Here is a 21,939-nt window from a genome sequence, read left to right on the forward strand (position 1 = left end):
ATCCCCCACTCTCTTTCACTAAATTAATATTTTATTTATGTTGTAAAGCGAAGCCTTCAAAAGTAAGCGCTTACATATATGTGCGATTTTAATATAGTTATTTTAAATTTTCAATTAATTTCATTTATTTATTTTTATTTTCGTTTGTTTTCACATTATTATTGACAAAAGTATTATAAATGATAGGGTTGAAATATATTGTTAGCGTTTTCAAAAATTATTTTATTTAACAAAAAACATATTTTTATTCAATATACAGTGACTTGTTAGGAGGAAAATAATGACGATTAATTTTGGTTGTCAAGGCTCTACTTGGGTTTTAGACTATGATGAAAAAGCAGATAAAATGGATCAGGTGATACACGACATAGCAAATGCAGGACTTACTGGTGTAGACGTACAAATTAATTTGTTAGGAAAATATGAGAAATCACCACAACTTTTAAAAGAAGCTCTCGACAAAAATAATTTACAGTTAGCAGCATTAACAGTACCACACGCTTTTGTAGGCGGTCATGCATCTGATAGTGAAAAAGAGATAGATGATTACTTTTTCAATTATCTCAAGCATTTTCCTGGAGCAATTATGAATGTTCCATCAAGAAGTGGAAAAAATAGAGATAATTTATTACAAAGACAAAAAGAAATTATTACAGGTGCAAATGAACTCGCTAAACGTGCTTACGAAGAACATGGTATTACAACTTCACTACACCCAATATCATATGAAACATCTTATTGGAAATTTGAAGAAGATTATAAAGTACTGTTCAACGGTCTAGACGGTGGTTACATGGGCTATACGCCTGATGCCGGACATATTGCTATGGGTGGTATGAACCCATCAAAAGTATTTGAAGATGCAATTTCACTTATTAAGCATGTGCACTATAAAGATGTTGCAAATCAATCAGAATGGAAAAACATGGGCGCAGGAGATATAGATTTTTCAAAATGTACACAAATTTTGAAAGATAATGACTACAACGGCTGGATAATGCTCGAAGATGAAATAGGAGAAGCACATGCAAACACTACCCAAGTGATTAAAGATCTCGGTAACTATGTTCAAAACCATCTTCAACCTATAATCGATGATAAATAGTAGAAAAATTTTTTAATAATGATAATGTTCATCACGCTATTATCAGTTAAATTAATTGCTAAAATTTATGTATATGGAGGTAATAATTATGAAAGTTGGATTTATTGGCTTGGGTATTATGGGAAAACCTATGGCACTTCACGTTATTAAAAGTGGCTATGAAACATATATTTTTGATTTAAATACAAATGCAGTTGATGAGTTAAAAGCGTTAGGTGGAAATGCCTGTTGCTCAAATAGTGAAGTGGCTGAAAATTGCGATGTTATTATAACAATGCTTCCTACATCTAAACATGTCACACAAGTTTTATTTTCTGAGGAAGGCCTTGCGAATAATTGTAAGCCAGGAACAATTGTGATAGACATGAGTTCTGTTTCAACTGAAGATTCCAGAGCATTCGCAGCTAAGTTGAAACCATTTAATATTCAATTTATGGATGCTCCTGTTAGTGGCGGAGAACCGATGGCACTTGAAGGACGACTGTCCATTATGGTTGGTGGAGAAGAACATGATTTCGAAAAAGTTCTCCCTTTATTTCAAACAATGGGAGAAAATATAGTTCATTTTGGAGAAAGCGGTACTGGTTCAGCAGCTAAATTGGCAAATCAAATTATTGTCAGTATTAATTTAGCAGGTTTATCAGAAGCTTGTGTTTATGCTAGTAAATCAGGAATAGATTTGAACAAACTTTTTGAAGCAATTAGTGGTGGATTAGCTGGTAGTGCTGTAATGGATGCTAAGATGCCATCTATCATAGAAAGAAATTTTGAACCTGGTGGAAAAATTGAAACAAATTTTAAAGACTTAGGTAATATCCAACACTCTGCCAACGCTTTAGGAGTACCACTTCCTGTTACAAATATTGTTAAAGAAATTTTCAGTTCAGAAGTTGCTAATGGTAATAGTAAAAAAGACCACTCCTATATTATTGATTTTTTCGAAAAAATGGCTAACCATCGCGTATAGAATAACGTAACCTGAATTTTGGAGAGAGGCTTTAAATTTCAATCAAGTCAACTACTACCTATATAATGATTAATGTTGAGACAATTAATTTGCCTCAACTTTTTTTATCTCTATTTTATATAAACCTACTAATACTCAAAATGTGCTTTCCAGTTTATTTTCAGATTATTACTTCAACACAGTATCCACACATTAATGCACCATTTTGACTAAAAAACCCTACAAAGTTCTCAATGTTAATTGATTACTTTGTAGGGAGATATCCATAATTCAAGTTAGGTTTCTTAGCAAATCAATTATTCTTTATTGATTTTAAGTGTAAATATCCACTATTAAAAATTACTTTTTAAGTGAAAATAAATAATCTAAGATCTTTTCCAATAAGTCTGATGCAGTATCTGTATCTGGCATGAAAATCACTCCCAACTATTGTAACGTTATGTTAGCGTTTACTCACACGCTTATAAGTTATTATAATAGTAAATTTTAACTTATACAAATTTTTTATATAAAAATTACTTAATATTTATAATTATATAAGCAATCGGACATATTACTTAATATTTATAATTATATAAGCAATCAGACATATTATATAATTATAAATTTCATGCAATGTATAACTTATCTGTATAGTAATAGCCACCTATTTCAGAACTTTGTCTAAAACAAATGGCTACTATAATATACTTTAAAAATTTTTAAAGCACGTTAGATATTCATTAATTGCAAGTTAATTACATTGTACTTGTATCGATAACAAAGCGATATTTAACATCAGATGCTAAAACTCTTTCATAAGCTTCATCTATTTGATCAGCTGAAATCATTTCAATTTGAGGTTTGATATTATGTTTAGAGCAGAAATCTAACATCTCTTGTGTTTCACGTATACCTCCTATAGCTGATCCAGCAAATGATCTACGGTGACCAATTAAATTTGCAACTCTTAATGAGATTGGTTCCGCTGGTGCCCCGACGTTAACAATTGTACCGTCTAATGTAAGCAATTTAAGGTAATTGTCTAATTGCAAGTTTGCACTTACTGTATTGATAATTAAGTCAAAAGTTTTTGGCAGTTGCTCAAATGTAGATTCATCACTTGTTGCGTAGTAATGTGTTGCACCTAATTTCAAACCATCTTCTTTTTTATTTAACGTTTGTGATAATACAGTAACTTCTGCGCCCATAGCATTTGCAATTTGAACAGCCATGTGTCCTAAACCGCCCATACCGATGATTGCTACTTTTTTACCTTCACTTGCTTTCCAATGATTCAAAGGTGAATAAGTAGTAATACCCGCACAAAGTAATGGAGCTGCAGCGTCTAAACCAATATTATCAGGAATACGTAATACAAAATCTTCATGTACTACAATATGTGTTGAATAACCGCCTTGTGTCGGTTCACCATATCTATCCGTACCTGCGTATGTGCCAACCATTCCTTTTAGACAATATTGTTCTTCGCCGTTTTGACAATTTTCACATTCGCCACAAGAATCAACCATGCAACCAACACCGACACGATCATCTACTTCGTATTTATTCACTTCTGCCCCAACTTCTTTAACAATACCTGCAATTTCATGGCCTGGCACTAGTGGATAGTGAACTGGCCCCCACTCACCATGTGCAGTATGAATATCAGAATGACATATACCTGCGTATTTAATCTCAATTAATACATCATGTGTATCAAGATCACGTCTTTTAATTTCTGTAGCATGAAAATTCGAATCCGGCCCGTTAACCGCTCTAGCTTTAGCATTAACCATAAAATAATTCCTCCAGTACTTATCCTATTTGAAGACTTTCCAACTTCTTCATCTAATATCATATCGCTTAGAGTTAACTCTAGTCTAAAAAACAGCCTATACATAAAGAAGTAATTATTCACACTATATAAATAGGAAATTTAACTTATTTGCATATGTACTTAAATTCAAAATCTTTTAAAAATTATTAACCTATATTTATCACTATACATCTATACCAAAAAACACATAAAAAAAGTAGAATGAAAATCATATTACTCAAATACGATTCTCACTCTACTCAATAAAACAATCAAATAATTAATCTACACTTACTAAATAACGAAAATAATTTCAGTTTAGATTCATAGTTTTAACCTATCTATTACCAAATTATTTTTTTAATTTTGCTTTTTTAAAGCCGTTTATAATCAGTGGATAGAACAATGCTAAAATTGTCATTAATAATAATACAATACTTATCGGTGACCCTATAAATATATCTAATATATTATTATTACTTACTATTAAACTTTTACGAAAGTTTTGTTCCATATCTGAACCAATTATGCAAGCTAAGATTAAAGGCGCGATTGGGAAATCTAATAACTTCATTACTAAGCCAATCACACCGAATATAATTAAAATATAAAAATCAATTGCACTATAGCCTAATGTATATGTACCTATAAACGCAAGTACTAAAATAATTGGATATAGAACTTTAGGTGGTGTACGTAAAATCTTTAATAGTAAGCCGATTAAAGCAATATTTAATATAACTAAAAATATATTCCCGATAAACATACTATTAACAAGAGTCCATATTGTTTCAGGTTCATTAGCAAATAACAACGGACCTGGTTGTAAGCCTAACATCACCACAGCTCCTAATATAACAGCTGTAGTTCCCGATCCCGGAACCCCCATTGTTAATAAGGGAATCAAAGCACCGACTGATGCAGCATTATTAGAAGATTCAGGTGCAGCTACACCTTCTATTTCTCCCTTTCCAAAATTTTTACCATTTTTAGATATTTGCTTTTCTGTCGAATAACTTAGCATTGCCGCAATTGATCCTCCTGCTCCAGGCAAAACACCGATTAGGAAACCAATTGGACTTTGCCTAAACATCGCTCCACGTGTTTTTTTCCAATCTTCTTTCGATAATTTCATTGATCCTACATCAGAATTTGGTGGCTTTAATGCGTGTAGATTTAAATAGTTGTACAACACCTCTGCTACTGCATATACCCCAATTATAACTACTAAGAAATCTATACCTTCACTTAAATGTGGAATATCAAAAGTGAAACGATAAATACTTGTCTGTAAGTCCACACCTACAGTACTAATAATCAGTCCAATACTTGTTGCAATAAATCCTTTGACCATCTTCCCAGATGACAAGGTAACAATAGCTGAAAGTGTAAATAAAAATAATAAAAAATATTCTTGTGGACCAAATTTCAAAGCAAAATTTGACAATGGTTTTGCTAGAATGATGAAACCAATAACTGCGATAATGCCACCAATTAATGAAGCTATAGCTGATATTGTAAGCGCCTTACCCGCTTCGCCTTTTTTTGTCATTGGATAACCATCAAATGTAGCTGCAATAGCTGATCCATCACCTGGTGTGTTTAATAATATAGAGCTTCTAGAACCTCCGTACATAGCGCCATAATAGATTGAGATCATCAAGATTAATGCACTTACTGGTTCCATACCAAAAGTAACTGGTATAAGTACTGCTACTGCAGTAGCGGGCCCTAATCCAGGCAACATTCCTACAACCGTACCAAGAAAACCACCGATGAGCACCCATAAAAGATTCATCGGATGAAAAGCTGTCGTTAATCCTTCCAAAAAACTACCTGTATCAATCCCCATTCGTATAACCCTCCTTAAGGTAAACTAACATCCAGTAATTGTGAAAAGGTATACCATGCAATACCGGAAAAAATTACTGTTACTAAAATATTTTGTAACCACCTTTTATATCCATTAATCAAGAACATAATACAACCTAAAAATAGAATGGTTGAAATTAAAAAACCAAAGGGTTCAAAAATAAAAGCATATATTATCGCTAAAATGATAGTCAGTACAATACGTATAAACGTACGTTTTTCAAGTAATTGGGAAAAAGCTGTAAATTTTTGATGACGCTTTTTGAATTCTTGAAAAAAGTAAATAATACTCATTACAACAAGCAACAGGCCGATTAATAATGGAAAATACATAGGACTATTAGGATCACCAATATTAGATTTCGGTATATTGATAGTTAGCACTAAATAAATCACACCAAATAATATTAATACTAATGGAAAAACAAGTCGTGACATTTATACTCCCCCTTATTTTAGACCTGAGTCATTTACTAGTTCGTTATATTTCTTACGTTGCGCTTTCAAGAATTTTTCACTTTCTTCACTATCTTTATAGAAATTTTCCCAATCATTGTTTTTTCTTATTTCTTGCCACCTTTTTGACTTAACTACTTTCTCCATTGTAGTATCCCAATACTCTCGTTGCTCAGGTGTCATATCTTTAGGACCCATGACGCCACGCCAATGTGGAAATACTACATCAATACCTTGATCTTCCCAGGTAGGTACATCTTCAATACCTTCAATTGGTTTATCAGAAGTTACAGCCAACATTTTTAATTTACCAGTTTGATGCTGTTCTTTAACCTCAGAAACAGCTGTTGAAGCTACATCTACATGTCCACCTAATAGAGCAGTTTGTAAATCTCCTCCACTTTTATAAACAAGAAAATCAATATTTTCTACATCAACACCATATTCTTTTGCCGCTTGAACAAATGCTAAATGATCATTATTTCCCAACCCTGGTGCAACTCCAATTGTTAAAGATTTAGGATCTTTCTTCAATTTTTCCATAACTTCTTTACCAGAATTTAAATTCGACTTATTAGATGCTGTTAGACTAATCCATTCTGTTGCTAAAATAGCAATAGGTGTAAAATCATTAGTATTTAAATCACTTAATCCTAATTCATTGTTAGATAATAATAAACTTGAATTAATAGAAATCGTATTAGGTGAACGTGATTTTAAATATTGCCAACCTACTTCACCGCCACCTCCAGGTTTATTAATAACATTAACGTTTTGTTTAGTTAAATTTTCCTCAAGTATGATTTTTTGAATAGCACGCGCTGTGGTATCCCAACCTCCACCCGGAGAAGCTGGAGCAACAATCTCTACTGTTTCATCTGGAAATTGATTCTTTGATGCGCTTGATTCATTACTTTTACCACATGAAGCAAGCACAGTTGACAAAACAATGATTAAAGCCAACCCTTTTTTCATAATACCCCTCCCTTTGTAAGCGATTACAAACTAGCTTTTATGTTATCAGAAAATTCTGAATAAGTGAACATTATTTTTATTAAAATATTATATTATCTATTAATAATACTTGATATTTCTATCATATTGCCCCTGAAGGATTGGCTTACACCCAATTAATAATACGGTTAACGTCCTCAGCATCTTTGGTAAAGTAAATAATATATCTAGCGTATATTTTTATTACAAAATACAATAAAACTATAAAAGAACATCTATTATATGAGTTATTGTTTACATTATTGTGTTTTCTGGTTTTATATTGCTCTGTACATCTTTTTCTTAAAATTGATTCTTATTTAGGCAATATTTCATTTTGAAACGATTAATAGACCCCTTATGCATAAGGAGCCTATTTTTTACTTCTGATAATCATCGATTATGTGAACAATTTTTTATAGATCATTATAAAATTCTAATTCAATAAGGGTTCTTTTTGAAATTTTTTAATTATTATAATAACCTAATTTGCTGTTTTTATTTCAGTCAAAAGCATCAAATACTACTAAGATTTATTATTTTAGGTAATATAACTAAACACTTAATATACTTATTATTTTAATTTTCGAGGAAGTTTAGTAATTTCAAGATTATTTGAAAGATAATAAGCAAAATAAAACACATTTACATCCTGTTTTCATGTTTCATTTGTCTTTCGCCCCATTCACAAATTTTATCTAAAACTGGTATTATAGATGAACCTTTTTCAGATAATCTGTACTCTACTTTTGGAGGTATCTGTGGGTATTCTTTACGATAAATCAAACCATCTTTTTCTAACTCTCTCAATGTATTCGTCAATGTTTTAAAAGAAACAGTATCTATTTTACGCTTTAATTCGTTGTATCTAATCGGTTTTTCATTTAAATATAATGCGTATAAAACCACCATTTTATATTTTCCACCAATTAAAGATAAAGTATATGCAACGCCTGTATTTTTTAATTCTTCTTTTTTTATTAATTCATTTTTATCCATTTTACACTCTCCTTAAGTAAAGTATATAACTTAAATTACTGTACTTGTTTAATATTATATACAATAATTAAAAGATGAAGAGGAAGGTTAAAATTATGAAAATAAAACTAATAGTTGCACATCCAAGAAAAAACTCTCTTACATTCGCAGCTAAAGATAAGTTTACTGAAGGTGCTAAAGAAAGTGGTCATGAAATAGATTTATTAGACTTATACCACGACAATTTCAATCCTTTATATAACATAGAAGATGAAAGAGATTGGGCAAAAGAAAATAAAATTTTTATTTCTAGTACTCAAAAAGAAATGAATCGTGTAACTAACGCAGATGCTATAGTTTTTATATTTCCAATTTGGTGGTACAGTATGCCTTCAATAATGAAAACTTATCTTGATAGAGTATGGAATATAGGTATATTAAATGAATTAGAAAATAAAAAAGTCTTATGGCTTGCACTTGCGGGAGGAAGTGAACGAGTTTTTGAAAAATATGATTACAAAAATATGATTAGCCATCATTTAAATGATGGCATAGGAAAATACGCTAATATGAAAGAATCAAGAGTTGAGTTTTTACACGACACTTTAAGTGAATCTAAAGAACATATACAAAACCTACTTCAAGAAGCATATGACATAGGTAGAAATTACTAAAAATTATTAAATGAAACTGGTGAGATAAATATCTCATTCTCAAATTAAAAACAGCAATCTATTATTTTTTAATAGATTGCTGTTTTTCTATTTAAAATGTTCGTTATTAAGACAAAATTTATTTTTAAAATAATAAAGAGACTTCCTTTTAAAAGGGAGTCTCTTTTGATATATCTTCTTATAATAAAATATGATAAACAAACTATTTAAAAGTCATATTTTCTGTCTTCTTGTGCTGAGGATTAGTTAGTTCAAATTAAATTTAAAAAAACGGCCATCTCCTATGTCACTCTTTTTTATTTACACATTATTTACGTTTCAATAATTCACGTACATATTTTGATAGTCCGCTTGGGCCTTCTAACTCATAAACCTTTGTGATTTCACTGCCAATCCCTATTGCATAACTACCTACAGCTAACCATTCTTGTGCATTAGCTATCCCGATACCACCTGTTGGGATAAATTCTAATTGCGGTAATGGTCCTTGAAAGTCTTTAATCGCTTTAGAGCTAAATTGATTGGCAGGAAACAATTTAATGATATTGCAGCCATAGTGACTAGCGTAAATCATTTCTGTTACAGTCATACACCCTGGAATATACAGTGTTCCATAAGCATTTGATAATTTGGCTGAGTCCTTATCAAATCCAGGGCTTACAATAAATTTTGCACCTGCTTCTATGGCGGCCTTTGTTGATGCACTGTCTAGTATGGTCCCAGCACCAATGACTACATCTCTATATTGCGATAGCTCTCTAATAATTTCATTTGATTGTGGGGTTGTTGCTGTCACTTCTATTGTCTTTAACCCATTTTCAATTAATATATGAGCGATATCAATAAACTTTTGTTTATCTGTAGTTCTATAAACTGCGATAAATTGGTTGTCTTTTATTTCATTTAAGATTTTTTGATATTTCAATTTATAGCACCTACTAACATTAATTTTATTTTTTATAGATATCTTATTCCAAGTTTGTATGTTGTGCATTAGCGCTCTGATTCGTTGTCTTATCACGTTTCGCTAATTTTTGGTTTAATACATCTAACGTGAGGTGTACGGTTTGATCAAATAAAGATGATAATAATTGTGTCGATTTCACACCTGTATTCACTTTAGTGGCACCAGGAACGATAATTGTTTTGTCCGCAATTTGAGCCAATTTTGATTTTGCATCACTCGTTAATGCAATTACACTGAGTCCTAGATTTTTCACTTTTTCTGTCTGTGTCAAAATACTTTCAGTTGTTCCAGAACCTGATATTGCTAACCAAACATCACCAACTTGAACTGATGGGGTAATCGTTTCTCCTACAACATAGCTTTGATAACCAATATGCATCAATCTCATCGCAAACCCTTTTCCTTGAAAACCACTCCTTCCTGCACCTACAACAAATATTCTCTTTTCTTTCGTTAACGTTGTTACAACATCATCGATTTCCTTTTCATCTACTAAATTCATTACTTCTCTAATTTCATTTAAAACTGTATTTATCGTACTCATACGTTTAATACCTCCATAAATTTTTCTGCTGTATCACTTACGCTTTTGGACTTAGTGATTTTAGACCCAACGACCACAATTTCAATAATATCTTGGTGAGTTAAGTCTTCTGTTGATTCATAATCGATTCCCCCAGCAATTGCTATACGTTCAATATGTGCATGTGACTTTTTGAATTCTGATATTATATTTGCTACCTGTACTTCCTCATTTTTATCCACTGAGTGATGCACCAAATAGATGGCTTTTGAAAAATCATCGATTTTTACAATTTGTTCATAGTTTAAATTAAGTAAATCAATCATCATTGTTCCACCACATTGCTTAGTCACTTCATAACATGCTGATAAAGTTTGATAACTCGCTGCACCCATAACAGTTACAATGTCTGCACCATATTTAAAAGCTTGTTTAAACTCATACGCACCTTCATCAATAGTTTTACTATCAACTAGTATCTGATTTTCTGGTGTCACCGCGCTTATTTTTTCAATTGCTAAGTTTCCATAATCTTTTATCAGTGATGTCCCAATTTCTATAATATCGACGTTTCCATTTAGTTTAGAGGCTAAATTAATTGCTTCATCTAATGAAATTCGATCTAATGCAACTTGTAATTTCATATTAGTATTCCTTCTCTATAGCATCTAACTTCGCTTTATCTGGATAGCCATCATTATCACCTGTGAACTGTACAGCAAGTGCACCAATAGTATTACCTCTTTGAACTGCTGAATTGATATCTATACCCTCCAATAATCCAGTAATAACACCTACCGCAAAGCCATCACCAGCGCCTACTGTATCTACAACTTGTTCTACATGTTGACCATCAATTGTCGTCCCAATTGTTTCTCCTTTTTGCTTTATATAAGCACCTGCTTCACCTAATTTCACAATCACGATACTTGTTTTTTCACTTTGATTTAAATAGAAATCTGCAATTATCCTTGGATCTTCACTACCAACAAGAATTTGCCCTTCGTTAATACCCGGCAAAATAATATCTGCATGTTTAGCCAAGTTATTGATTGTTTCTCTCATTTCCGTTTCAGAATTCCATAACTGAGGTCGTAAATTCGGGTCAAATGTAGAAGTTATCTGATTTCGATTAATCATTTCGATTAACATGTTAAATGCTGATAACGATTCTGATGAAATAGCCGGAAAAATGCCGGATAGATGCACAAGTTCTATGTCTGTCCAATCTATTGTTTTTAATATTTCTTCATTAAAATGCGCTGCGGCAGAATCTTTTCTAAAATAATAAATATCTGGATCTCCTTGACTCACACGGTTTTTCAATTGATATGCCGTCCAAAATTTATCTGTCTTTTCAATATAATCTGTGCCTATATTATTTTTGGCTAAAGATTTCTCAATAAAACTACCGAATGGGTCATTGCCAAGTCTTGTAACATATTGTGTACTATGCCCTAATCGTGACACTCCAACTGCTACATTAACCTCTGCACCTGCTAAATATTTAGTGAACTTTTGAGCATCTTCTAAACTTTTATCTATCTCATCTGAACCAAATAATGCGATTGGTTCTCCTATGGTTAAAAATTTACTCATCTGCTATCTCTCCTTATAGAATAAAGTATGCTAAGAACAAGTTGACTGCCGTTGCTATCCAAATCCATGGCAGACCTGTAATTAAAAACGTTTTAGTATCTAACTCATTATATTGAACTGCCCATAAATTCCAAGATTGTGTAATACAAGCTGAAATACCTACCATGGATGGCACAACGAGTAAGCCATATAAAAAGTATTGATCAAATAATCCTGTACTGACAAAGATACTTGCAGTTGCCGCACCTGCACCATACAAGAATAACGGCCCTCTAAAGTAAGCTAATGGCGCTAAGAAAATCATAATCACAGTTAATAACAACGTATTGTCAGGAATAATATGTTTAAATAAATCATTGAAGTCTACCATTGCATGAACTGCAGCAGCTTGGAACATATTTAAAACAAATAGCATAATTATCAAACCTGCAATGTCACTTATTGCGTTATATGCTGTATTGTTTATCATTTTTATCAAACCAGTATACGTTCGCATATTTCCAGTTGCGAGCAATGCTATTAATATTGATAAGAATAATGCCGGTACTGCATCCCATCCTAAAATGATATTTAATACTACAGGTAAAATAGGAAGTATGTAAGTCCATGTAGAAACCTCTTTGATTTCTTTATTTTCGTCTTCTACAACGACCAATTTTGATTTACCATTTTGAATTTTTTTGCGGTTAAATAATATAAATGCAATTGTAATTACCATTTGTACTAACATCGCCGTAAAGCCAAACTTTTGATATCTTAATCCCCACTCAATTTTCGGGAAAAATACTTGGAACTGCACGAACAATACATTGTTGATATACATGGCTGCACCAATCGATAATGTAAAAACTAAAACAGCTATATGCTTAGGGACACCTATTGAATACATAATTGGGAAAATAATTACACCGATTGCAATAGCTGAACCAACTCCATAAGAGCTTGAGAAAATCAAAGCAAGTACGCATGCTATAAGAATTGTAGCTACCACAGGATATCGATTACCTACTGTTTGCGTTCGTCTACTAATACTACCAGCTATGCCGGTATCAACTAATACACGACCAAACCAAGAACCAAATATAATATTTACAATTGTACTTCCATACTGAAGTACAGGTTCTGTATATATTTCTTTAATCGCTATATCTAACGGCACCAATCCAATAATTGTCCACAGGATAGCCATTATTAGGAACCCTAAAGTTAAATTTCCACCACGCATGACGAAAATTACAAATAAAATGAACGTTAATAATAGTAATATGCCAGTGACTGCTGCACCCATATACTCACCACCTAGTATTTGTTTAACTCACTTAATATTCTTTGATATGTTGAAACGTTTTTTTTCTTCTCTTCATAAAAAAAAGAATTTTCAAGATTGTTGAAATCTAATGCAACATAATAAGCCGTTAAATAAGATGCTAATGCTTCTTTTGCTGATTTTTGTATATCTTCAGAATTGTTAATATCACGCTGTATCGATTCCATAAATTTATAAGCAAATTTTTCTGCATCTACATTTGTTTTTTTAATTTCCATAACCTAACACCTCGATAGATTGTTTATCTGTTAAAATTTCTTCTTTATCATCTGAAGGATACTCTAGTGCAATAGGAACATCTTTTGGTAAATATAAAATTGCTTTGCGCCAATCAATATCTCCCTGTTCAAGAGAAGTAGCTAATAGCGTATCTGCAGATTGTGTCACGTTTTTTAAATGAATATAACTAACGTAATCTCTTAACTTCTCTGCTCCAGTAATTTCATCCTCACCAACATATCTAAAATTTCCTAAATCGTATGTGTAACCAATATTAATTTGCTCATATTTTGCTTCAGTTAAGAATTTTAAAATATTTTGAACTGTTCCTGATTGCTTAGTCTGATCATTTTCAATCGTAAAAATAAATGGTTGGTCGTTGATTAAATTCAAATTCTGTAATTGCGCCTTATTCTGATAATTTCCAATAGTCATTTTCACATGTGTTGCCTTAAGATTGATTGCTTCTCCAAAGTAACGCTTGATTTCCGGATTAACCTCCCCATTTTCTAAGAAAATCACTTCTGGAATGCTGTATAGAATAGTTATATTTTTCTCTAAAGAAAATTGGGAAATTGATTCAATTTCTCTATCAACATCTTTAAAGTATTCTCTTCTTACTTCTATACTGTTAAATCCTAAATCAACTATATAATCGAATATTTCCAGTTGCTTTAACCCTGAATTAACCTTTGCTTGAGCAATTAACGTATTATAAACCAAATCAGTATTTCTCATATCATCAGCCTTTATTTATATTTTTATAAACCGGTTTACTAAACCTGTATTTTATAGTAAACCGGTTTACATTAAATGTCAACGCTTACATTTAGGTTTTTATAAATAACAATGTTAAACTTTGATATGACTAAAAGATATTCCATGGGAAGGATTGAACGCAAAATGGAGAAAAAAACAACAATTTCTGATGTTGCAAAATATGTTGGCGTATCGAAATCAACTGTGTCGCAGTACATTAATGGCAATCACAAAAAAATGTCTGTCGATACACGTAAGAAGATTAAAAATGCTATCGAAGAATTAAACTATAGACCAAGTAGACAAGCTCAATTTTTAACAACACGAAGAAGCAATTTAATTGGCGTTGTTGTAGCTGATATATCAAATATGTATTCTTCATTACTGCTAAAAGGTATTAGTCAATATTTCGAACATACGAATTACCAGCTAATCATTGTTGAAGCAGCTAATTCAGAAATTAAAGAACAAAAAATATTACAGAAACTTGTCGATCAAAATGTCGAAGGTATTATCATTCAACCTTCAAATGATAACTCGTCAAACTATCAATTTATCGCAAACAATCAAATACCTATGATCTTAGTAGACCGAGAAATTGAAGACAGCCCTTGGTTATCAATTACAACAGATAACGAAGCCATTGTAACAAAGGTTATGCACTCAATCGTTGAAAAGCATTACCAAAATATCATAGTCGTTTCTCAACCTATACATCGTGTGAATACAAGAGAAAAACGTTACGACACGATTGTTGATATTGGGAATTCAAACAATTTGAATGTTAAATTAATTGAGATTGATGAGGCTCATTATACAGACATTCAACAAGTTACAGAAATAGCTCAAACAGGGAAAACTGCAATATTTGCACTTAATGGTACTGTCCTTCTAGATATGATTAAATTAATGAATGATAATAAGTTAAATATACCTGAAGATATAGGCATAACAGGATTTGATGACTTTAATGTGACGGAAATTATTACGCCAGGCATTACGAGTATCAATCAACCATCTAAATTAATTGGGGAAACCGTAGCAAAATCTCTTGATCAAATTTTAAAGGGTACACCCGCTAACAAAATTGATATTCCAACTATTATTAAATCTGAAATTCACTGGAGGAACTCTTTATAAAAGTTAAAAGCAGTCCTAAATTAATCTCTAGGAAATCTACTGACATATATCATAATATAAATGATAAAATATTTAAGTTAGGGACTAAAATATAATAATTCATCTCCAATTTTAAAATGCTCGTTTTTGACACAAAACCTCTTAATATAAAATCAAGAGGTTTTTCTTAGATATTTAAGTCTATAAACTTGTACTATAATCTATGCATCATAAATATCAAAACTCATGAGTTTTAAGCGATAAGAGACGCTTTTATTTGCATCGAGAATTAGATTTCGTTCATAAGTTTTTTACCCATAAAACGATAAAAAGAGGTGGTATTCAAACAGCTAAAATTGGTGATGCACGTGTATCAACCAAAGATGCGATGGGCAAGATGTTCTTCACCATGATGAGTGCTTTTTCGGAACTCGAAGCTAACTTGTTAAGTGAACGAACTAAAAAAGATTTGGAAGCTGCAAGAGCAAGAGGTCGAAAAGGTGGAAGACCTTCACTGCCAGATCATAAGAAAAGAGAAATTAAAATTTTATATAATGAACAAAAACTTACAGGTGAAGAACTTGCTAAAAAAACTGGAGGGAGTTGATTCACTGTTTATCGTACTATTAAATAATAAGAGTGTTTAGAATAATTCTAGACACTCTTATTATTTATAGTCATTCAAGAAATTTGAATTTGTAGAGCTACCAATATATTCATCTATAAAATTAATGACATTATATGAATATACTTAAAGCTGAATATAAAAGTAACAACGACATAACTATTTTAAATATATAATTGTATTTATTAAGAAATTCTTTTAGATAATATCCTAAGACACCCCAAATAATTAAACAGGCCCAACCTATAATAACTGTTATAGTCATATATATATATGTCGCTATTTTCATATCCGCAATTGGTATTATAAAAGCTCCTAGCAAAGTTATAAAAAATAGTAAAGATTTCATATTTAATATTTGAAGTATAAAACCAGATTTAAATGATGAATATGTTTCATTGTTCACACTACTTTTAGTGGAAGTGTATGTCTTATATGCTAAATATATTAAGTATAAAAAACCAAAAATCTTTAAAAAACTTTCTATTTTCATAATTAATTCTTCAAACGTAAACAAACAAATTATAGAGATTATGGCTAAAAATAAAAAGCCTGCTAATACTCCAGTTATAAACCTTTTAGCACCAGATAGTCCATATTCCTTAGCAGAATTTAAAATAAACAAGTTACTTGGTCCTGGAGTGATTGATGTTACAAAAACATAAATTAAAAATGCTGACATATTAATCACCTCATTAAAATTTTAAGTCGATAAGACGAATAAGTAAAATTAATGTTATTATTAATGTATTAATAATATTAATAGGTGATGTGATGAACATTAAGCAATTGAAAATTTTGAAAACACTCATAAACACAGGAAGTTACACAAAAACAGCAAGTTTGTTAAACTACACGCAATCTAATATTTCACAGCAAATAAACCAACTAGAAGTAGAGTTACAAAATGAATTATTCATATACTCTAACAAGCAATTGGTTCAAACAGAATTTTTGTCTCAAATTTTACCTTTAGTAAATGATTATATTTCAACACATGATCAAATATTGAATTTTTCTAAAAACGAAAGTAATAATAGAAAGCTAAAAATAGCAGCTCCTGAATCTTTGGTCACAACGGGATTAAGCGATTTGATAAAAAATTTTTTAGAAAAATATCCAGAAACTGATATCGATTTATATAATAATACTTGCAGTTATAATCAAACTTTACTTACCAATGGAGAAGTAGATATAGCCTTTGTTGTTAACAAGGAAATCCAAAATAAATATATTAATAAACACGTATTATGCAGCGAAGAAATAGTGATTGTAGCGCATAGAGAAGCTCCTGACTCATTAGAAGGACTATTAAAAAACAAACGATATAATCATTTCGTTATTAATGAAAAAGATAGCACTTACCGTAGGATGTTCGAAGAATTTGCAAGTGAAAATAAATTAGAAATAGCAAAAAAGACTGAATTATGGAGTATAGACACAATCAAGACTTTTCTTTTAGATAATATGGGGTTCAGTGTCTTACCATTAAGAACTGTTAAAGATGAAATCAGGAGGAATAATTTGAAAATCATTGGAGACTACAGTGATTTACCTTTATTTTATTCATTTGCCTTAACAAAAAAGAAAAATTGGGAAAACGCTTTGATTAATTTGTTTTTGCAAGAAACTAAAGAGTTTATTTTAAAAACAAAGGAACATAATTAAGTAGTTTTTGTTCATAAAAACTATAAAAATACAGCAAAATTATGCCTAGCGTATTTAATATTAACTGAATATATGCTAGCTATTCAACGGGATGTTAGAGTCCTCCAAAATATACAATTAACATCTTACAAAGTTAGTTTAGGAGCTTAAATCCCCCATTAAATATTAATGTCTTCCATTAATATTTAATGCGATTTCCTTAGCTAATTCTCCCTTTTCCCTTATATCATTAGCTAAGAAATTTGGTGATGAAGGGTTTAAAGTAGCAGCTATATCTCAAAATGCTGAAAAACTAAAAACTATCCAAGAAGAACTTAGCAACTTAAATATCGAGTCGAGGACTTTTGTAGCAGATATCACAGAGTTAGAATCATTAAAAGGATCTATTCAAACAATTAAATATGAGTTTGGTTCGATTGATGTAATAGAATTTAGTCCTTATGCAAAAGAAGGTAAATTTGCAAATATATTAGAAACTACGCCACAAAGCGTCTCAGAAATGTTGAAAACTTATCTGTTTCCATTAATTCAGTTAGTTAACGAGGTGTTGCCAGATATGATAAATAAAGGGAGTGGATCAATCTTATTTCCAACAGGGGTATCTACAATATTCTCTTTACCTTTTGCTGGGAACGCTGGAATTATAGGAGCTGGTCTTCGTAATTATACTGAAAACCTCTACAATGAAATGGAGGAAAAAAATATATTTATCAGACATCTTTCAATAGGTGCAGTGATATAATCTGGAACAAACGGTGATCCAAATTATATTGTAGATACTTGGTATAATTTATACAATAAAAAATAGCATTTGAAGAAATGTTCCCACAAGGTCTTAAACAGTCTGATATTTCCTAATTAGTGTCACGCACTTAAATGATAAAGTTGCTATTAATATATTAATTTAAGGATTTTGCATTCCTATCCACTGTGATGTTATAATACATTTAACAAGGAACTAGCATAGATACACCAATCCCCTCACTACTCGCAATAGTGAGGGGATTTTTTCGGTGTGGCTAGTCGCCTATTTATCATCGCGCTTGCGTAGCCAATGCGTAAATAACGCAATAATACAACCACTGATGATTGTGATCGTGATCTGAACAAGGATTTCTAGCATAGATTAACACCTCCTCTCTACGTCAACTTGACGCCTGAGAGATAGGCGACTCTATAATTATACCATCTGTAAACTCCTAAGCGTATGCACTTCCGCCAAGTTGAATTATGTTAATTTGTCATAATCCTAGAATTTATTTAATAATGTCAATTAACTCTTTTTTAGCTGCTGCTCGAGCTGGAATCCAACCGAAGACGATACCAATCAACATAGAAACACCTACCGCAATGACTACAGAACTGACACTAACAACACTCTTAATGTAGTCTGGTGTGACCGCATCAACTAGACTAGCAATTAAAATACCTAGAATCAATCCAATGAGACCACCGAGGACACAGAGAACAACACTTTCAACCAAGAATTGAAGCTCAATGTCACGACTTTTCGCACCAAATGCGCGTCGAATCGCTATTTCTTCAGTACGTTCAGTAACTGAGATGTACATTACATTCATAACGCCAATACCTGCAATAAATAAAGAAATCCCTGCTACTGCTGCCACAAAGTAAGTAATACCATCAAATACTTTGTTAATACCTTTCATCATCTCTTCAGTATCATTATAACTATAGCTACCGTCACCCATGCCCGAACCTTTTTTATTTAATTTATCCGCAACTTTGTTAGCGACTTCTTTTTTGTTCGCATTATCGGCAATTGTTAATTGCAATGACGGAAAATCTTGTTGTAAATTGCCCATATATTGATTAAATGTTTGAGACGGCATGCTAACAGCTTTTGGGTTCATCATATCATTAACGATACCTACAACTTCAAAGCCTTGGCCATCAATATACAACGTCTTACCTATCGCATCTTTATTAAAGACATCTTTAGCAATTTTATCATCAACCGTTACGACCTTTTTGCGTAATTCATTATCTTCTGAATCGAAGCCTTTTCCTTCTTCAGGACTCGTTACTTCGTCTTTTTTCAGAATGCTGATGTCGCCTTTTTTCTGCGGATTTGTCATTTTTGCTGAATAACCTTGATCCTCAGTTTCTTTAATTTTAGCATCTGACACGCCATCAATTTGTTTAACAATACCTATATCTTGCTGACTAAAAGGGTTATTTTTCGCACTTTCTCCACTGTTTGTCATAAAGCTAATAAGTGCGGAGTTTTTACCAGCGCCTGAATCTGAAAATTCATCTGCCGCAGTCTTTTTAAAACCATTACCTAATGACATAATCGTTATAACCGCCGCAATACCAATAATAATTCCAATCATAGTAAAGATATTACGTCGCTTGTTTTTTAAAATAGACTTGAAAGAGATGGCGATAATATTCGATAAATTCTTCATTCTACCACCTCTTCTCGCTGAACACGCCCATCTAAAATATGAATAATACGGTCGGCTTTATCGGCAACTTTACGATCATGTGTGACCATGATCATCGTCGTATTAAACTCTTTATTTAACTTCATAAATAATTCCATAATATCTTTTGAAGTCTTCGAATCTAACGCTCCCGTTGGTTCATCGGCAATAATAAATTTAGGCTGATTAATAATGGCACGTGCAATTGCCACACGTTGTTGTTGCCCACCTGATAATTTATTAGGCACAAGATGCTCTTTATCGTATAATCCAACGTCATGTAACGTACTGACTACCCTTTCTTTACGCGCTTGTGAACCTAAGCCAGCGTATACCAAAGGAATACTTACATTCTCTAAAATAGTATTATTTTGAATTAGTTTAAAGTTTTGGAATACGAAACCTACGGTCTTATTTCTAATATCTGAGAGCTGATTATCTGAAGTTTTTTTATAATTTTCTCCATTAAAAAGGTAATCTCCTTCATATCCGCGGTCAATAAACCCTAATATATTGATTAATGTACTCTTACCAGAACCTGAAGGGCCCATAATCGCAATGAATTCACCTTCGTTAATGTTGATATTAATGTCTTTCAAAATATGGTTCTCTTCATCCCCATTTTTGAAGTGGCGATTGATATCTACAAGTTCTATCATGATGACACCTCAACTTTGTCTCCATCATTTAATGTGTTTTTAGGATTTTTGAGGACTTTGTCACCTTTTTTCAGCCCTTCTTTAACAAAAATTTCTCCATTTATTTTATCAATTTTAATATTACGTTTTTCTACTTTATTATCATTATTAACGACAAAAACATTATTATCTTTAGTTAATACAGATTTAGGTAATTTAATAGAGTCTAGTGGTACTTTTACTTCCATAGAATAACCTGCACGTACTGGAATATCTATATCACTAATAATCACTGTGTACTTAGATGACTCTGAATCATTACCGCCACTTGGTGCTGATTGAACCGGGTTTGATGACTGTGTTGTAGCACTTTCTTCATCACCACTTCCTCCGGCACTCGCACCACCTGCTGCACCAGATTCGCTCAACTGATCTTCATAGCTTTTAGGTAATTCTGCGATTTTTTTAATTGTCCCTTTACCTGTTTTACCGTTACTTGTGATTTTAACGTCTACCTTGTCTCCTTCTTTGATTTTTTCTAAATCAAATTCTGAAACAGTTGTTTTAATTTGTGGTTCGTTTGAAACCAATTGTAATATTGTTTGCCCATCTGATACATTTTCCTTATTTTTGATATCTACTTTACCATCAAATGCTGCATATACACTGTCATTGATTTGTTTATCGTGTTGATTCAACTGTTGTTGTGCTTCGCTTAATGCACTTTGATCTTGTGTCAGTTTCTTCTGTAAATCATTGTTATTTGGCGCTTGATTAATATTTCTATAATCTTCATTAACTGCTTGCTGTGCTTCGTCCACTTTATTTACTAATTGTTGGCGTTTATTGTTGTTAACGTTATAGTTAATGAGTGAGTCACCTTGCTTAACTGATTGACCATCATCAACTTGTGGACTTACAAATGTGCCTAACTGGCTATTGTTGTTATATGTTTTTACTGCTTGAGGTGATGCTTTCCCCTCTAAATTAAGTGGACTTTCTTTCTCCACTTTATATGTATCGTAACCGTCTTTATCTTTTTCATCACTATTCGCTTGTTTTAACACTAAAGCAATGGCTAACAATCCTATAACTGCAACAATTCCTATAAGCCACATCCATTTTTTCTTCAATTAACAAACACTCCTTATATATCCATTTAAATATAGAATGGCAATTATATATAGATTACCTTAAAACCA

At 31.8% G+C, this 21,939-nt stretch carries 23 protein-coding genes and 1 pseudogene; 7 read left to right on the forward strand and 17 right to left on the reverse strand.

Going from position 1 to position 21,939, the window contains the following annotated elements; translation table 11 throughout:
* Window positions 1-280 precede the first annotated feature (280 nt).
* The gene (locus ACW5YJ_RS00670; RefSeq protein ID WP_107552124.1) at window positions 281-1,105 is read left to right on the forward strand and encodes a sugar phosphate isomerase/epimerase family protein; all 825 of its coding nucleotides are present in this window, start codon (window positions 281-283) and stop codon (window positions 1,103-1,105) included.
* A 73-nt stretch (window positions 1,106-1,178) separates the two neighbouring features.
* Window positions 1,179-2,072, forward strand: coding sequence for a 2-hydroxy-3-oxopropionate reductase (locus ACW5YJ_RS00675; protein WP_216652757.1), 894 nt, complete (start codon window positions 1,179-1,181; stop codon window positions 2,070-2,072).
* A 737-nt stretch (window positions 2,073-2,809) separates the two neighbouring features.
* Here the strand turns inward: ACW5YJ_RS00675 and ACW5YJ_RS00680 are convergent.
* From ACW5YJ_RS00680 to ACW5YJ_RS00700, 5 genes are all read right to left on the reverse strand, one after another.
* A complete protein-coding gene (locus ACW5YJ_RS00680; RefSeq protein ID WP_017723400.1) occupies window positions 2,810-3,850 on the reverse strand; it encodes an NAD(P)-dependent alcohol dehydrogenase in 1,041 nt (346 codons plus the stop codon).
* A 372-nt stretch (window positions 3,851-4,222) separates the two neighbouring features.
* Complete coding sequence (locus tag ACW5YJ_RS00685; RefSeq protein WP_171914743.1) at window positions 4,223-5,722, reverse strand: tripartite tricarboxylate transporter permease; 1,500 nt, start codon at window positions 5,720-5,722, stop codon at window positions 4,223-4,225.
* A 14-nt stretch (window positions 5,723-5,736) separates the two neighbouring features.
* The gene (locus ACW5YJ_RS00690) at window positions 5,737-6,180 is read right to left on the reverse strand and encodes a tripartite tricarboxylate transporter TctB family protein (protein WP_017723402.1); all 444 of its coding nucleotides are present in this window, start codon (window positions 6,178-6,180) and stop codon (window positions 5,737-5,739) included.
* Window positions 6,181-6,192: 12 nt separating this feature from the next.
* Window positions 6,193-7,173 carry a tripartite tricarboxylate transporter substrate binding protein gene (locus tag ACW5YJ_RS00695; protein WP_017723403.1) on the reverse strand — a complete coding sequence of 327 codons (981 nt, stop codon included), beginning with the start codon at window positions 7,171-7,173 and terminating at the stop codon, window positions 6,193-6,195.
* A gap of 663 nt (window positions 7,174-7,836) precedes the next feature.
* Window positions 7,837-8,190 (reverse strand): winged helix-turn-helix transcriptional regulator, encoded by a 354-nt coding sequence (locus ACW5YJ_RS00700; protein WP_107552310.1) that lies wholly within the window; start codon window positions 8,188-8,190, stop codon window positions 7,837-7,839.
* Window positions 8,191-8,285: 95 nt separating this feature from the next.
* On the opposite strand from ACW5YJ_RS00700, the gene ACW5YJ_RS00705 reads away from it, so the two are divergent.
* A complete protein-coding gene (locus tag ACW5YJ_RS00705) occupies window positions 8,286-8,843 on the forward strand; it encodes an NAD(P)H oxidoreductase (protein ID WP_171916231.1) in 558 nt (185 codons plus the stop codon).
* A 307-nt stretch (window positions 8,844-9,150) separates the two neighbouring features.
* On the opposite strand, the gene eda is transcribed toward ACW5YJ_RS00705, so the two are convergent.
* The 7 genes from eda to ACW5YJ_RS00740 are packed head-to-tail and all read right to left on the reverse strand — an operon-like array spanning window position 9,151 to window position 14,216.
* Window positions 9,151-9,768, reverse strand: coding sequence for a bifunctional 4-hydroxy-2-oxoglutarate aldolase/2-dehydro-3-deoxy-phosphogluconate aldolase (gene eda / locus ACW5YJ_RS00710; RefSeq protein WP_228065305.1), 618 nt, complete (start codon window positions 9,766-9,768; stop codon window positions 9,151-9,153).
* 43 nt (window positions 9,769-9,811) lie between these two features.
* On the reverse strand, window positions 9,812-10,354 hold the full coding sequence (gene hxlB, locus ACW5YJ_RS00715; RefSeq protein ID WP_171916236.1) for a 6-phospho-3-hexuloisomerase: 543 nt from the start codon (window positions 10,352-10,354) through the stop codon (window positions 9,812-9,814).
* Window positions 10,351-10,977, reverse strand: coding sequence for an orotidine 5'-phosphate decarboxylase / HUMPS family protein (locus tag ACW5YJ_RS00720; protein ID WP_107552316.1), 627 nt, complete (start codon window positions 10,975-10,977; stop codon window positions 10,351-10,353). The genes hxlB and ACW5YJ_RS00720 overlap by 4 nt, the downstream gene beginning before the upstream one ends.
* Before the next feature lies 1 nt (window position 10,978).
* The gene (locus ACW5YJ_RS00725; protein ID WP_107552318.1) at window positions 10,979-11,932 is read right to left on the reverse strand and encodes a sugar kinase; all 954 of its coding nucleotides are present in this window, start codon (window positions 11,930-11,932) and stop codon (window positions 10,979-10,981) included.
* A gap of 13 nt (window positions 11,933-11,945) precedes the next feature.
* Window positions 11,946-13,220: a gluconate:proton symporter gene (locus ACW5YJ_RS00730; protein ID WP_107552320.1), complete on the reverse strand. Its 1,275-nt coding sequence runs from the start codon at window positions 13,218-13,220 to the stop codon at window positions 11,946-11,948.
* Between the two features lie 11 nt (window positions 13,221-13,231).
* A complete protein-coding gene (locus tag ACW5YJ_RS00735) occupies window positions 13,232-13,477 on the reverse strand; it encodes a hypothetical protein (RefSeq protein ID WP_107545135.1) in 246 nt (81 codons plus the stop codon).
* Window positions 13,467-14,216, reverse strand: a complete 750-nt coding sequence (locus ACW5YJ_RS00740) for a sugar phosphate isomerase/epimerase family protein (RefSeq protein ID WP_135092560.1) — start codon at window positions 14,214-14,216, stop codon at window positions 13,467-13,469. Before ACW5YJ_RS00740 ends, ACW5YJ_RS00735 begins: the two co-directional genes overlap by 11 nt.
* A gap of 165 nt (window positions 14,217-14,381) precedes the next feature.
* Here ACW5YJ_RS00740 and ACW5YJ_RS00745 point away from each other — a divergent pair, with 165 nt between their 5' ends.
* Both ACW5YJ_RS00745 and ACW5YJ_RS00750 read left to right on the forward strand, forming a co-directional pair.
* Window positions 14,382-15,377: a LacI family DNA-binding transcriptional regulator gene (locus ACW5YJ_RS00745; RefSeq protein WP_171915374.1), complete on the forward strand. Its 996-nt coding sequence runs from the start codon at window positions 14,382-14,384 to the stop codon at window positions 15,375-15,377.
* A 340-nt stretch (window positions 15,378-15,717) separates the two neighbouring features.
* A pseudogene (locus ACW5YJ_RS00750) lies at window positions 15,718-15,963 on the forward strand (recombinase family protein); the annotation flags it as partial.
* Between the two features lie 130 nt (window positions 15,964-16,093).
* Here ACW5YJ_RS00750 and ACW5YJ_RS00755 read toward each other — a convergent pair.
* A complete protein-coding gene (locus ACW5YJ_RS00755; RefSeq protein WP_171915372.1) occupies window positions 16,094-16,663 on the reverse strand; it encodes a LysE family translocator in 570 nt (189 codons plus the stop codon).
* A 107-nt stretch (window positions 16,664-16,770) separates the two neighbouring features.
* On the opposite strand from ACW5YJ_RS00755, the gene ACW5YJ_RS00760 reads away from it, so the two are divergent.
* Both ACW5YJ_RS00760 and ACW5YJ_RS00765 read left to right on the forward strand, forming a co-directional pair.
* The gene (locus tag ACW5YJ_RS00760; protein ID WP_457338326.1) at window positions 16,771-17,649 is read left to right on the forward strand and encodes a LysR family transcriptional regulator; all 879 of its coding nucleotides are present in this window, start codon (window positions 16,771-16,773) and stop codon (window positions 17,647-17,649) included.
* 271 nt (window positions 17,650-17,920) lie between these two features.
* Entirely contained in the window at window positions 17,921-18,391 is a 471-nt protein-coding gene (locus ACW5YJ_RS00765) for an SDR family NAD(P)-dependent oxidoreductase (RefSeq protein WP_230454286.1), read from the forward strand.
* Window positions 18,392-18,676: 285 nt separating this feature from the next.
* Here the strand turns inward: ACW5YJ_RS00765 and ACW5YJ_RS00770 are convergent, their stop codons facing one another.
* The 4 genes from ACW5YJ_RS00770 to ACW5YJ_RS00785 form a co-directional block, all read right to left on the reverse strand.
* Window positions 18,677-18,772, reverse strand: coding sequence for a type I toxin-antitoxin system Fst family toxin (locus ACW5YJ_RS00770; RefSeq protein WP_171916518.1), 96 nt, complete (start codon window positions 18,770-18,772; stop codon window positions 18,677-18,679).
* A gap of 133 nt (window positions 18,773-18,905) precedes the next feature.
* On the reverse strand, window positions 18,906-20,081 hold the full coding sequence (locus tag ACW5YJ_RS00775) for an ABC transporter permease (RefSeq protein WP_135092558.1): 1,176 nt from the start codon (window positions 20,079-20,081) through the stop codon (window positions 18,906-18,908).
* On the reverse strand, window positions 20,078-20,758 hold the full coding sequence (locus ACW5YJ_RS00780; RefSeq protein WP_017723558.1) for an ABC transporter ATP-binding protein: 681 nt from the start codon (window positions 20,756-20,758) through the stop codon (window positions 20,078-20,080). Before ACW5YJ_RS00780 ends, ACW5YJ_RS00775 begins: the two co-directional genes overlap by 4 nt.
* Window positions 20,755-21,870 (reverse strand): efflux RND transporter periplasmic adaptor subunit, encoded by a 1,116-nt coding sequence (locus ACW5YJ_RS00785; RefSeq protein ID WP_135092557.1) that lies wholly within the window; start codon window positions 21,868-21,870, stop codon window positions 20,755-20,757. Before ACW5YJ_RS00785 ends, ACW5YJ_RS00780 begins: the two co-directional genes overlap by 4 nt.
* Window positions 21,871-21,939: the final 69 nt, after the last annotated feature.

This window comes from Staphylococcus sp. mip270_02, from assembly GCF_054031535.1.